Here is a 12,530-nt window from a genome sequence, read left to right as displayed (position 1 = left end):
ACATGATCACTGTTTTTGGGTCCATCAACATGGACCTGATCGCCACCACCGCACGCCTTCCAAAGCCCGGCGAGACCGTCGCCGGAACGGGCTTCTCGACCGCCGCCGGCGGCAAGGGCGCCAATCAGGCGCTTGCCGCACGACGCGCCGGCGCGACGGTGCAGATGGCGGGCGCAGTTGGCGCCGACAGTTTCGCCGACGGCGCGCTGGAACTCCTGAAGGGCGCCGGCACCGACCTGTCTCTGACCAAGACGGTAAACGAGCCGACCGGCACCGCGCACATCCTCGTCGGTGGCGACGGTGAAAACGTCATCGTCGTCGTCGCCAGCGCCAATGCGACCGTCGACGAGGCCGATGCGGTCAAGGCCGTCGACGGCATGACGCCCGGCGACACGCTGATGCTGCAGCTCGAAATCCCGGCCACCTCGGTCGAGAAGGCACTCACCGCAGCGAAGCAGAAAGGCGTGCGTTCGGTCATCAACATCGCCCCGCTGACGCCGGAGGCAGCGCGCCTCGGCCGCATGGCCGATATCGTGATTGCCAACGAGACCGAGTTCGAACTGCTCGCCGGCAGGAGCGGTATCAGCACTGCCGAGCGCGAGGAGGCGATGAAAGCACTTCATGCCGAAACGGGGCAGACGGTCATCGTCACGCTCGGCGCCGAAGGCGTCGTGGCCGTACATGAGGGTGAGATCCAGCGAGCCAAGGGCCTGAAGATCGAACCGGTCGACACGGTCGGCGCCGGCGACACCTTCTGCGGCTACCTCGCCGCCAGCCTCGATGCCGGCATCGCTTTCCCCGACGCGCTGCGCCGTGCGGCCGTTGCCGGTTCGCTCGCCTGCCTGAAACGCGGCGCACAGCCCTCGATCCCGCTTGCTTCGGAAGTGGCGGCGCGCCTCTAGTTCGCGATGGGTTTGAGCCGGAGCGGCCAAACACGCAAACCAACGCATCGCAAAATCGAGCTTGGCGTGGGCGGAAATCTGCCCGCGCTTTTTCTTTGTCGCCTCCAGCGTTGCGTTGTTTTCACCCCTCGAAATCACCGCTTGCGCAATCCGGACAGCCGATGTCGCGGAGATAAAACTTCGCGCGCAATTTTATCAAAGCAACACGTAAAACAACGTCCGCGTTGGCCCTATCTTAAGATTCTCCAGTCTATTCAGGACCCTGAGAGAGCCGGCTCGAAAGACCCGGTCGCCTCCAACATGCCGGTCGGCATCTGACGCTCCATGATGGAGTTCACCCCCATTGCGAAATGCGTCCGCCGCAGGTGAAAGCCTGCGGACCTCCAGCACGTGAGGATTTCATGTTCAAGTTCCAAGCCAAATCGCTGGCGACCAAACTGATCGCGGTGACAGGCGGCACGATCGCACTTGTCCTGCTCGCCTCGAATTTCGTTCTCATCTCCCAGACCCAGGATCGCGTCGAAACGCTGGTCCTCGAACAGGCGAGCGGTGAAGCCCGGGCAATCGCCTCGGACATCGCCGGCGACGTCGGCGAGCTTGCCAGCGCTGCCCGCTCGATGGCCGGCATCCTCGGCCGCGCGCATGCCGAAAAGTCGCTGGAGCGTACCGGGGTGATCAACATCCTCAGGGCGAACCTGGAGCAGAACCCCTTCGCCTTTGGAAGCTGGTTCGCGGAGGAGCCCAAGGCCTTTGACGGTCGCCAGGAGGACGTCGTCAACAACAAGGAACTGGGCGGCAACGACCAGGGCATCTTCACGCCCTACTGGTCGAAGAGCCGCACCAATGAAATCCAATACTCCACCTTCGGCGCCGATTACGCGGCCGAGTGGTACAAGCTCGCGGCTAAGAGCGGCAAGGGCGCGATCACCCAGCCCTACACCGCACAGGACACCGACGTTCCGACCGCGATGAGCTCGATCGCCTACCCGGTCATGTCCGGCGGCAAGCTTCTCGGGGTCACCGGCGTCGACATTTCGCTCGCCTCGCTGGCCGACGGCCTCGCGAAGCTGAAGCCCTTCGAAACCGGCCGCGTCTACCTTCTGTCGCAGAGCGGCAAATGGCTGGTCGCGCCGATCCCCGACCTCCTGCTCAAGCAGTATGACGGCGAGGGCAACGACGTCGTCACGAACGCGCTCGCCTCGGGCAAGCCCGGCATCATCTCCAACCTTACCTATGATGGCAACGAGCCCTTCGACCGTCTCGTCTATCCGTTCGCCCTGTCTGGCGTGAACACCAACTGGGTCGTGCTCGTCGACGTGCCGCGCTCGGCGATCAATGCGCCGGTCAAGGACCAGACCTATATGATGATCGTCGGCGGCCTCGTCGTGCTCGGCGCCGTGCTTCTCGGTCTCTATCTCGCCGTCCGCGGCTTCGTGCAGAAGCCCCTCGCCGCGCTCGTCAAGGATGTGAACAGCCTCAGCCACGGCGATTATGGCAAGGCAATCACCGGCCAGGATCGCTCCGACGAAACCGGGGAAGTTGCCAAGGCGCTCGAAGGTTTCCGCCACCAGCTCGCCGATACCAAGCGCCTCGAAGGCGAGGCCCGCCACGAGCGCGAACAGGCCGAGCACGAACGCAACCGCTCGGAAACCGAGCGCGCCGAAAGCAGCGCGCTGCAGCGCGACATCGTCGCCCGGCTCGGCAAGGGCCTGTCGCACCTCTCCTCCGGCGATCTCGCCTTCCGCATCACCGACGAGTTTCCGGGCGAATACGCCCAGCTCAAGCGCGACTTCAACGCGACGATGGAAAGCCTCGAAGAGACGATCCGCACCGTCAACCACTCGGTCGTCAATATCGGCAACGGCACGAGCGAAATCAGCAGCGCCGCCAACGACCTTTCGCACCGCACCGAACAGCAGGCCGCAAGCCTCGAAGAAACCGCGGCAGCCCTCGACGAGCTAACGTCGCAGGTTAATGCCAGCGCCGAAAACGCCAAGGTTGCCGCCAAGTCGGTGGAAGTCGCCAGCGGCGACGCCGAACAGTCCGGCGAAGTGGTGCAGAAGGCGATTGCCGCCATGCAGGGCATCGAGCAGTCCTCGCACGAGGTCAGCCGGATCATCGGCGTCATCGACGAGATCGCCTTTCAGACGAACCTCCTGGCGCTGAATGCCGGCGTCGAAGCGGCCCGCGCCGGCGAAGCCGGCAAGGGTTTTGCCGTCGTCGCCCAGGAAGTACGCGAGCTCGCCCAGCGTTCCGCCAATGCCGCCAAGGAGATCAAGACGCTGATCAACACCTCGGCCGGCCAGGTGCGCGAAGGCGTCGAGCTCGTCGGCAAGGCGGGCGGCGCGCTCGAGAAGATCGCCGAGCAGGTGGTACAGATCAACGGCCTCATCCGCCAGATCTTCGAGCTCGGCCTCCGAGCAGGCCGTCGGCCTCAAGGAGATCAACTCGGCCGTCAACCAGATGGATCAGGTGACGCAGCAGAACGCCGCCATGGTCGAAGAAACGACGGCCGCCGGCATGGCGCTCAACGAAGAGGCGCGCACGCTCAACGCGCTGGTCGCACGCTTCCGCGTCGCCCAGTCCCCGGCATCGGCCCAGCCCTCGTCCTCCGAGATGCTGCGCGGCACGGCCGAGCGCATGCGTGCCGCCGAACGTCCGGCTTCCGCGCCGGCCCGCGAGGCGCGGCCGGCCTCGGCAAGCCCGGCACGAAGCAGCTACTCGGCTTCGACACAGCGGGTGCTCACCCAGACCTCGGGCGCCAACGCCCTTGCCCAGGATAACTGGGAAGAGTTCTGATCAACAGATCGGACCAAACGAAAACGGCGCCTCCCGGGGCGCCGTTTGTGTTTGGAGCATAGTGATCGAACCCAGGCTCAGATGCGCGCCAGGCGCTCGGTCAAGAGATCGAAGAAGCCCTGGTCGTCGACGAAGCGCATGACCTTGGCATTGTGCGGCCGGCCGGTGACCTGCCACCAGTCGACAACCGTCATGCCAGCCGTGAGCTCCGACTTGGTTTCAATCTCGACGTTGCAATCCCGGCCGGTGAAGAGCTCCGGCCGCAGCAGATAGGCAATGACCGTCGGGTCGTGCAGCGGGCCGCCATCGGTGCCGTATTTCTCGATGTCGAAGCGCTCGAAGAATTCGAGCATTTCGGCCATGGCGATCGCCGGGCGGCTGCCGATGTCGCGGATCTTCTGCACGCGCGCCTTGTGCGTGAGCACGCGGTGGGTGACGTCGAGCGGCATCATCACGATCGGAATGCCCGAGCGGAAGACGATGTCGGCGGCTTCCGGATCGACATAGATGTTGAACTCGGCCGCCGGGGTGATGTTGCCACCCTCGAAGAAGCCGCCGCCCATCATCACCAGTTCCTTGACCCGCGGCGCGATCTCAGGCGCCTTCTGAAGCGCAAGCGCAATGTTGGTGAGCGGCCCCAGCGTGCAGAGCGTCACCGTGCCCTCCGCCTCGTTGCGGAGCGTCTCGACGATGAAGTCAACCGCGTGCTGCTCCTCGAGCTTCATCTTGGGCTCGTCGAGCGTCGGGCCGTCGAGGCCGGTCTTGCCGTGCACATGCTCGGCGGTTACCAGCGCGCGGGCGATCGGCTTGTCGGCACCGGAGAAAACCCGGACCTTCGGCCGGTCGCAGAGTTCGCAGAGAATGCGCGCATTGCGGGCCGTCAAGGCCAGCGGCACGTTGCCGGCAACGGTGGTGATGCCGAGCAGGTCGATCTCTTCCGGGCTGCCGAAGGCGAGCATGATGGCGGCGGCATCGTCCTGCCCGGGATCGGTGTCTATGATTATCTTTCTCGGCGCGGGCACTCTTTCGTCCTCCCTGGATCACGTTCGTTTGTTCGATCTGGCCCAAAGCCGACAGCGCCGCGCGTCCGATCAGACGCGCGAAGGCCGCTGTCGCACTTTGAAGTGCTGCATGTTCCGATAAAGGGAACATGCGGTGAGCGCGATCGATTTCAATGTACCGGAGCGGAAACGAGGCAACGTCTGCGGCGCGCTGCTCGCCTCACTCTTGGATTCTGCGAGAGCGGACTATGATTTGCGTGCACGTCGGAGGCAAGCGGCTTGCACTCGTTGCGCACAGCTACCATATTGCGGCGAGGATGCTGCTGGGCAGGTCCGAACAACGGTCGCTTGATCTCGCAAGGACTTGAGGAATGAGCCGAATTACGCCCTTTACGAGCCCGCTGCTGCTGGGTTTCGACACGATGGAAAAGACCCTTGAGCGGATCGCCAAGGGCAATGACGGATACCCGCCGTACAATATCGAGCGCATCCGCGGCGATGCAGCCGTTGACGCTCCGGAGCGTCTCAGGATCACGCTCGCCGTGGCCGGGTTCTCCGAAGAAGACCTCGAAGTCACGACCGAAGAGAACCAGCTCGTCATTCGCGGCCGCCAGGTCGATAACGGCGATCGCGACTATCTGCACCGCGGCATCGCTGCGCGCCAGTTCCAACGTACCTTCGTTCTGGCGGACGGCATGAAAGTGCTCGGCGCCGAGCTGCGCAACGGCCTGCTCTCCGTAGACCTCGTCCGTCCCGAACCGGTGCGTATGGTAAAGAAAATTAACATTTCAGTCCCAGAGTAGGATAACCGGCGGGATTTTCCCCTGGCCGGCGACCACGGAGTATCACCATGGGACTGAAAGCCATCAGCTCGTCACTGTCGAAAAACGACCTCGCACATCTCGGCGAAGGCGAAATCGGCTACATCCGGAAAATGCGTTCGGAAGAAGTCTCGCGCTGCTTCCCGGAAGCGCCCGAGATGGGACCGGGCATCGATCTCTGGGCCCTGTTCGGCGCCGACGGCACGCCGATCCTCCTGACCGACAATCGTTCCAGCACCTTCTTCAAGGCTGCCGAGGATGACCTGAAGACGGTCACCCTGCATTGACCTCGCGCCCGTCTTTGACGGTGCGCCCCGATCGAACGGGATGACGCCTCCGCTCTCGTGACCCCGCAATTCCGGCGGAAAACCGCTTCACACTTTCCCTGGAATTAGCTTTCCAGTGCCCGCAATTCCGGACGGAAAACCGCTTCGCACTTTTCCTGGAATTGGCTTTCCAGTGCCCGCAATTCCGGACGGAAAACCGCTTCGCACTTTTCCTGGAATTGCTTTCCAGTGCCCGCAATTCCGGACGGAAAACCGCTTCGCACTTTTCCTGGAATTGCTTTAGACGCGCCGGAAAGTGAGATAGGCGGAACTGCGCCCTTCCCGGCGTGCCTTGGCCTCGTAGCGTGTGCTCGGCCACCCCTCGTACGGCGTCAGCCAGTCGGCTGCCTTCTCCGCCGTCCAATCGAAGTCCTCGTGATCGCGGCAATGCAGCAGCGTCCAATTGACATAGGTGTCGATATCCGAGGCGAAGCAGAACAGCCCGCCCGGCTTCAGCACGCGCGCAAACCGGTCGAGATTGACCTTGGAGACGAAGCGGCGCTTCCAATGTTTGCGCTTCGGCCACGGGTCCGGATAGAGCAGGTCGATCTGGTCGACGGATGCGGCCGGCAGCCAGTCGAGAACCTGCGTGGCGTCGTCGTCATGGAGACGAATGTTGCTGACGCCGCGATCCTCGATGTGGCCGACGAGTTTGGCCATGGAATTGACGAAGGGTTCGACACCGATGAAACCGGTCGACGGCGCCTCGGCGGCGCGGTGAATCAGGTGTTCGCCACCGCCAAAGCCGATTTCCAGCCGGATGCGTTCGATATCCCCGGGAAACAGCGTCTTCAGTTCCGCCGGAGCCGCATTCGAAAGATCGAGCTTCAGCGTCGGCAGCACGGTTTCCAGATGCGCCGCCTGCCGCTCGCGCAACGGCTTGCCCTTGCGGCGGCCGAAGAAGGCCTCGGTTGCTCTGGCACGGCGCGGTTCAGTCATGTCGTTTGTCCCTTGGTCACGCTGATCCGGGTCAAAGACCCAGAATCAAAATGAACGAAGCGGGCGCTCCTTGCCGGAGCGCCCGCCCTGAATATCGCAAGCGCCTGATAGCAGGCGGCTGCGCTATCTTCAATGCACGGCGCTAAAGCGCCGCACCAATCGCACGCTTAGGCAGCGACCCGGCCATTGACCGCACCGCTCTGCTCGATCGCCGCCTTCAGCGGCTTGACCAGATCGAGCTTCTCCCAGGAGAAGGAACCATCGCGACCGGCCTTGCGGCCGAAGTGACCGTAGGCGGACGTCTTGGCATAGATCGGCTTGTTGAGGTCCAGGTGACGGCGGATGCCCGACGGTGACAGGTCCATCGTCTTGCGGATCGCCTGTTCGACCTGGTCTTCCGAGACCTTGCCGGTGCCGTGCAGGTCGACATAGATCGACAGCGGCTGGGCAACGCCGATGGCGTAGGAGAGCTGGATCGTGCAACGGTCCGAAAGGCCGGCAGCAACGACGTTCTTCGCCAGGTAGCGTGCGGCATAGGCGGCCGAACGGTCGACCTTGGTCGTGTCCTTGCCCGAGAATGCGCCACCGCCGTGCGGTGCTGCACCACCGTAGGTGTCGACGATGATCTTGCGGCCGGTAAGGCCGGCGTCGCCGTCCGGGCCGCCGATGACGAACTTGCCGGTCGGGTTGATGTACCAGGTGCAATCGTCGGCGATCTTCAGATCGTCAAGCGCTTCGCGGATATAGGGCTCGACGACCGAGCGAACCTTGGCCGAATCCCAGGTGTCATCGAGGTGCTGCGTCGACAGAACGATCGAGGTAACTTCCGTCGGCTTGCCGTCGACATAGCGCACGGTGACCTGGCTCTTGGCGTCCGGGCCGAGCTTGGCGACCTCGCCCTCGCCCTTCTTGCGGGCGGCGGCGAGCAGATTGAGGATGCGGTGCGAGTAGTAGATCGGCGCCGGCATGAGTTCTGCGGTTTCGCGGCAGGCGTAGCCGAACATGATCCCCTGGTCGCCGGCACCTTCTTCACCCTGCTTGTCGGCAGCGCTGTCGACGCCCTGGGCGATATGGGCGGACTGGAAGTGCAGAAGCACGTCGATCTTGGCCGTCTTCCAGTGGAAGCCGTCCTGCTCATAGCCGATCTCGCGGATCGCCTTGCGGGCGGCGGACTTGAACTTCGAGGGGTTGATGACGTCGTTGCCGTCCTTGTCCTTCTTTAGAAGGCTCGGCGGCAGGCGCACTTCGCCGGCGATGACGACGCGGTTGGTGGTCGCCAGGGTTTCGCAGGCGATGCGAACGCCCCACGGGTCGACACCGGTCTTGGCCGCTTCGCGGTAGACCAGATCCACGATCTCGTCGGAGATACGGTCACACACCTTGTCCGGATGACCTTCGGCTACGGATTCACTCGTGAACAGGTAGTTTGCACGCATGCGGGAAGTCCCCTCAATGAAGAAAAGCGCTGGCATGGTGTTAGTGGTTTTGCGTCCGAAAAACAAGCGCACAACGACATAAATATATCTTTATATCATCATCGGCGCCAATCACTTTGAGGCGCCCGGGAAAAAGCGCGTATGAAAAAAGCGGCACAAAAGGCCGCTTTGTTTTCAAGTCCCGACGGGAACGTTGGAACTATTCGCTTTCCGCTTCCGCAGCGAGCGCCTTGACGAGATCGACGAGGCGGCGACGAACTTTCGGGTCCGTGATCTTGACGAAGGCACGGTTGAGTTGCAGCCCCTCGGAGGACGAAAGGAAATCCACAACGTAGTTGGAGCTGGAGGCTTCCGCCATGCCTGACTGGCCGCTGGTGCCTTCTCCCGGCGCATCTTCGAAGAAGAAGGAAACCGGTACGTTCAGAATGCCCGAAATGTTCTGCAGCCGGCTGGCGCCGACGCGGTTCGTGCCCTTCTCGTACTTCTGAATCTGCTGAAAGGTGATCCCCAGACTTTCGCCGAGCTTCTCCTGGCTCATGCCAAGCATCGTGCGGCGAAGACGAATCCGACTACCGACATGAATGTCGATCGGGTTCGGCTTCTTTTTGTTTTCGATCATATCTGCGTTCCCAAACACGCTGTTTCGTTGATCCATCGCCTGACACACGGGCAACGCTCACCGGAGCAACCGCCACGGTGATTAGTGCAAAGCCGCCACAACAAGGACGATGGTGCGGATCACTATGCAATTTTAGGGGTTTTAGGTCAATTCTTCCTAATATTAAAACCAAAACGCGAAAACACTGCAACCAGAAGGAGGAAGAGTGCAGTCAGCCAGAAGATTCGGCTTCGCATAGCGTCGTCCAAAAGCGTAGGCATCTTTCCCGGCAGAAGTGTGTCGACCACTCCCCTATAATTGTAAGACAATCCTACCATTAAAACCCCACGTGCATCAACAATTGCTGATATACCGCTATTGGCTGCGCGGATAAGGGGGGTTCCGGTCTCGACGGCGCGTAGCTGCGCCTGATGGAAATGCTGGCGCGGACCGGGCGTATCGCCGAACCAGGCATCGTTGGTGATGTTGAGAAGCGCATCCGTTCCGCGGGCGGCGCCGTCGATTTCGTCGGGGAAGATCGCCTCATAGCAGACCAGCGGGTAGAGCGTCTTGCCGCCGGGCAGCGTCAGCAGCGAGCGGCTCTTTGCAGCCGAGAAGCCGCCGGGCATCGAAGCGGCGACGGAACTCAAGCCCCAGGAGGACAGCACCTCCTCGAACGGCAGATATTCGCCAAACGGGACGAGATGCACCTTGTCGGCCGCACCAACGATCTGGCCGCGACCGTCGATGACATAGATCGAGTTGTAGTAGCGCGGCGGCAGTCCGGAGCCGGCATCTTCGGCGCGCACGGCACCGGCGATCAGGATCTGATCGTCGTCGAGCACCTCGGCGATGCGTGCCAGGGCGTCCGGATTGTCGGTGAGAATGAAGGGGATCGACGTCTCGGGCCAGACGACGATGTCCGGTCGCTTGCCGCCGTTTTCGGGCGCGGCGGCGGTGAGCGAAAGATGCTCCTCGAAGACCGCGGCACGCTCGCGGTCGTCAAGCTTTTTCGCCTGGTCGATCACCGGCTGGACGAGACGGACCGTCAGCGGCGGTTCGGGCACGGCCGGGGCCGGCTGTGCCAGGCGATAGAAGCCGAAGCCTACGTGAGCCGTCAGGAGGACGAGCGCTGCCGCCAGTCCGATCCGGCTCCCCCGGCCGGTGGCGATGAGCGCGGGCGCCGCGAAGACGAAGACCGCCAGCATGTTGATGGTCGCCAGGTTGACGACACTTGCCGACTGCATCATCAGCGGCATCTGCGTAGCCGCGTAGCCGATGGCATTCCAGGGAAAGCCGGTGAAGAGGAAGCTGCGCAGCCACTCGCAAAGACCGAAGGCCAACGCAAGCGCCGCGATCCGCCCCACTCCGTCGGACCAGAACAGGCGGGCGATCAGCGTCGCAAGCGCATAGAAGAGCGCCAGAAAGGCCGGAAGACCGACGACGGCGAGCGGCAACGCCCAGGCGAATTCGTCGGCTTCCACCAGGAGCGCGTTGCCGAGCCACCAGAGGCCGCCGAGGAAGTAGCCGAAACCGAACCACCAGCCGATCGCCGCCGCGGGCCAGAGCCGCCTGACGATGCCTCCATCCGGATTTCCGGTCGCGCCGTCGAGCAGCCAGACGAGGATGGGGAAAGCGACGAAAGCGAAGGCGAAGATGCCGAAGGGCGGCTGTGCCAGAACCGCGAGAAGCCCTGCGAAGAATGCGAGCAATGCCCTGGGGAGCCCGGAGAGAAGCATCACCCTGCCAGCCAGTCTTACCATGCAGCCTCCCGTCGATTCCGGCCGCCAGACACGGCGCCGGAGCGAAACAACAACCGAATCAATCGGCGCCAGTCTTCCAAAAAACGGGCTGCTTGTCCCCGTCAGGGGCGGAATTGGGTGCGGAAGGCATGTCTTGCCGTTCGGTCGGCAATAGGCGACGGGGCCTCACGAACCTTGTTCAAGCCGGGAGAGGTCAAGCGGATGGGTGGGAGGCATCTGCCCGCGCACGTGGAACGTGCGCGGGGGCCGAGCGATCATTGCTCGTCGGCCGTTGCTTCGGTAGGGGCTGCGCCGTCGGCACGATTGACGATACCCGTCTCCGGAACGGTTTCGCCCTCCGGCCGCGACACGCGGCGGCGCGCCGGCGGACGCTTGCGCATGATGCGAACGCGTTTCACCCGGCGCGGGTCCGCATCGAGGATCTGGAACTCGAAGCCCGGAATGGCCTGGACGACCTCGCCACGCACCGGGATGCGGCCGAGCGAGGCGAAGATCAGACCGCCGAGCGTGTCGACATCTTCGAGCTGCTCGCGCACGTCGAAGTCCGGACCGATCGCCGCGGCGAACTCTTCCAGCTCGACGCGGGCATCGGCGACGAAAACATCATCCGAGGTGCGGGCGAACATGACTTCGTCGTCGTCGTGCTCGTCCTCGATGTCGCCGACGACCATCTCGACAATGTCTTCGAGCGAGACGAGGCCATCGGTGCCGCCATATTCATCGATGACGAGGGCCATCTGGATACGGGCGGCCTGCATGCGCTGCATCAGGTCCGAAGCCAGCATCGAAGGCGGCACGAACAGGAGCTGGCGGACGATGCCCGCCTCTTCCAGCGACTTGCCGAGATCGACGCGGGAGAGGTCGAAGTTCGCCTTCGGCGAGCGCGGTGTCTTCTCGGTCTTTTCGCTTGACGCCGGCACGGCAGCCGGCGCCTTGCCGTTGCGGCGACGGTTGCGGGCCTGCTTGGTGACGTAGGAAAGCAGGTCGCGGATGTGCACCATGCCGCGCGGGTCATCGAGGCCGTCGTTATAGACCGGCATGCGCGAGCGGCCGGATTCCTCGAAGATCACCATCAATTCGCCGATGGTGATGCTCTGGTCGACCGCTTCGATGTCGGCGCGCGGAACCATGACGTCCTCGACCCGGATCTCGCGGAAGCGCAGGATATTGTTGAGCATCGCCCGTTCGCCGGGCGAGAAGGCCGTGTTGCTGTCGGCATCGGTCTGAAGCGCGTCGGCAAGATCCTCGCGCAGGCTCGATGGGCTTGCGCCGCGCAACAGGCGCGCGGCCCGGCTCCAGAAGGAAGAAGTGGATTTCGTGCCCTCGTGTCGAGTGGCGGTGCTACTACTGCCCGCCTCCGCCTCTCCGGAGGCGTCTGCCTCCTCGGTCGCCAGCGCGACGGGCTGTGTTTTGTAATCGCTCATCGGTCCAAACTGTTAATCCGGGGTACGATCCCCGTAGGGGTCAGATAAGCCAAGACGCGCCAAAATGCGAGTCTCCAGGCTTTCCATTCTTTCGGCTTCGTCATCGTCCATATGATCATAACCGAAAAGATGCAGGAATCCATGCACGAGAAGATGCGTCAGATGCGCATCGAAGGACTTCTCCAGTTCCACGGCCTCGCGATCAAGCGTCTCACGGGCGACGATGATGTCGCCGAGCATCGGCCCGGGCATCGCACCCGGCGTCACCGGAAAGGCAGGAAAGGACAGCACATTCGTCGGCTTGTCCTGGTTGCGCCATTCGGCGTTGATCGCCCGCATGGAAGCGTCGTCGGTGAAGACAAGGGAAAGTTCCGGCGGCGCTTTCGGCAGCGGCTGTTTCTCTTCGGCCGCAAGATAGGCTGCTGCCGCTTCGAGAACGGGCGCGCAGAAGGCAAGCAATGCCTCTTCCTCGGGCCAATCGCCTTCTTCCACGCTGATTTGAATGTCCAATGCCGTCATGA

Annotated in this window: 10 protein-coding genes and 1 pseudogene; 4 read left to right on the top strand and 7 right to left on the bottom strand. The window is 63.0% G+C overall.

Annotated features, from left to right (window positions below):
* Nucleotides 1-2: 2 nt before the first annotated feature.
* On the top strand, nt 3-902 hold the full coding sequence (locus AC1Z3V_RS19260) for a ribokinase (protein WP_483501131.1): 900 nt from the start codon (nt 3-5) through the stop codon (nt 900-902).
* A gap of 401 nt (nt 903-1,303) precedes the next feature.
* Nucleotides 1,304-3,701, top strand: a pseudogene (locus AC1Z3V_RS19255) (methyl-accepting chemotaxis protein).
* 77 nt (nt 3,702-3,778) lie between these two features.
* On the opposite strand, the gene AC1Z3V_RS19250 reads toward AC1Z3V_RS19255, so the two are convergent.
* Nucleotides 3,779-4,723, bottom strand: a complete 945-nt coding sequence (locus AC1Z3V_RS19250) for a nucleoside hydrolase (RefSeq protein WP_483501129.1) — start codon at nt 4,721-4,723, stop codon at nt 3,779-3,781.
* 350 nt (nt 4,724-5,073) lie between these two features.
* Here AC1Z3V_RS19250 and AC1Z3V_RS19245 point away from each other — a divergent pair, with 350 nt between their 5' ends.
* Together AC1Z3V_RS19245 and AC1Z3V_RS19240 are read left to right on the top strand one after the other, a co-directional pair.
* On the top strand, nt 5,074-5,505 hold the full coding sequence (locus AC1Z3V_RS19245) for an Hsp20 family protein (protein ID WP_173515367.1): 432 nt from the start codon (nt 5,074-5,076) through the stop codon (nt 5,503-5,505).
* A gap of 47 nt (nt 5,506-5,552) precedes the next feature.
* The gene (locus AC1Z3V_RS19240) at nt 5,553-5,810 is read left to right on the top strand and encodes a BQ00720 family protein (RefSeq protein WP_336173194.1); all 258 of its coding nucleotides are present in this window, start codon (nt 5,553-5,555) and stop codon (nt 5,808-5,810) included.
* Nucleotides 5,811-6,089: 279 nt separating this feature from the next.
* Here AC1Z3V_RS19240 and trmB read toward each other — a convergent pair whose 3' ends face one another.
* The 6 genes from trmB to ybeY form a co-directional block, all read right to left on the bottom strand.
* Nucleotides 6,090-6,788, bottom strand: a complete 699-nt coding sequence (trmB, locus tag AC1Z3V_RS19235; protein ID WP_483501127.1) for a tRNA (guanine(46)-N(7))-methyltransferase TrmB — start codon at nt 6,786-6,788, stop codon at nt 6,090-6,092.
* A 167-nt stretch (nt 6,789-6,955) separates the two neighbouring features.
* Nucleotides 6,956-8,224 carry a methionine adenosyltransferase gene (gene metK / locus AC1Z3V_RS19230; RefSeq protein ID WP_429811042.1) on the bottom strand — a complete coding sequence of 423 codons (1,269 nt, stop codon included), beginning with the start codon at nt 8,222-8,224 and terminating at the stop codon, nt 6,956-6,958.
* Nucleotides 8,225-8,423: 199 nt separating this feature from the next.
* Nucleotides 8,424-8,843, bottom strand: coding sequence for a helix-turn-helix domain-containing protein (locus AC1Z3V_RS19225; RefSeq protein ID WP_429811040.1), 420 nt, complete (start codon nt 8,841-8,843; stop codon nt 8,424-8,426).
* A gap of 146 nt (nt 8,844-8,989) precedes the next feature.
* Nucleotides 8,990-10,585 carry an apolipoprotein N-acyltransferase gene (lnt, locus tag AC1Z3V_RS19220; RefSeq protein ID WP_483501124.1) on the bottom strand — a complete coding sequence of 532 codons (1,596 nt, stop codon included), beginning with the start codon at nt 10,583-10,585 and terminating at the stop codon, nt 8,990-8,992.
* A 254-nt stretch (nt 10,586-10,839) separates the two neighbouring features.
* Nucleotides 10,840-12,009 (bottom strand): hemolysin family protein, encoded by a 1,170-nt coding sequence (locus AC1Z3V_RS19215; RefSeq protein WP_429811036.1) that lies wholly within the window; start codon nt 12,007-12,009, stop codon nt 10,840-10,842.
* A gap of 12 nt (nt 12,010-12,021) precedes the next feature.
* Entirely contained in the window at nt 12,022-12,528 is a 507-nt protein-coding gene (ybeY, locus tag AC1Z3V_RS19210) for an rRNA maturation RNase YbeY (protein WP_483501122.1), read from the bottom strand.
* Nucleotides 12,529-12,530: the final 2 nt, after the last annotated feature.

The organism is Ensifer sp. 38_S197 (genome assembly GCF_056924495.1).
The sequence above is the reverse complement of the archived record's forward strand: the minus strand, read 5'-3'. Positions and strand labels throughout refer to the sequence as shown.

What these genes read in the sequence shown, in the direction of transcription:
- AC1Z3V_RS19215 (WP_429811036.1), bottom strand. Translation starts at nt 12,009, where the DNA reads ATGAGCGATTACAAAACACAGCCCGTCGCGCTGGCGACCGAGGAGGCA.
- AC1Z3V_RS19245 (WP_173515367.1), top strand. Translation starts at nt 5,074, where the DNA reads ATGAGCCGAATTACGCCCTTTACGAGCCCGCTGCTGCTGGGTTTCGAC.
- lnt (WP_483501124.1), bottom strand. Translation starts at nt 10,585, where the DNA reads ATGGTAAGACTGGCTGGCAGGGTGATGCTTCTCTCCGGGCTCCCCAGG.
- trmB (WP_483501127.1), bottom strand. Translation starts at nt 6,788, where the DNA reads ATGACTGAACCGCGCCGTGCCAGAGCAACCGAGGCCTTCTTCGGCCGC.
- AC1Z3V_RS19240 (WP_336173194.1), top strand. Translation starts at nt 5,553, where the DNA reads ATGGGACTGAAAGCCATCAGCTCGTCACTGTCGAAAAACGACCTCGCA.
- AC1Z3V_RS19225 (WP_429811040.1), bottom strand. Translation starts at nt 8,843, where the DNA reads ATGATCGAAAACAAAAAGAAGCCGAACCCGATCGACATTCATGTCGGT.
- metK (WP_429811042.1), bottom strand. Translation starts at nt 8,224, where the DNA reads ATGCGTGCAAACTACCTGTTCACGAGTGAATCCGTAGCCGAAGGTCAT.
- AC1Z3V_RS19260 (WP_483501131.1), top strand. Translation starts at nt 3, where the DNA reads ATGATCACTGTTTTTGGGTCCATCAACATGGACCTGATCGCCACCACC.
- ybeY (WP_483501122.1), bottom strand. Translation starts at nt 12,528, where the DNA reads ATGACGGCATTGGACATTCAAATCAGCGTGGAAGAAGGCGATTGGCCC.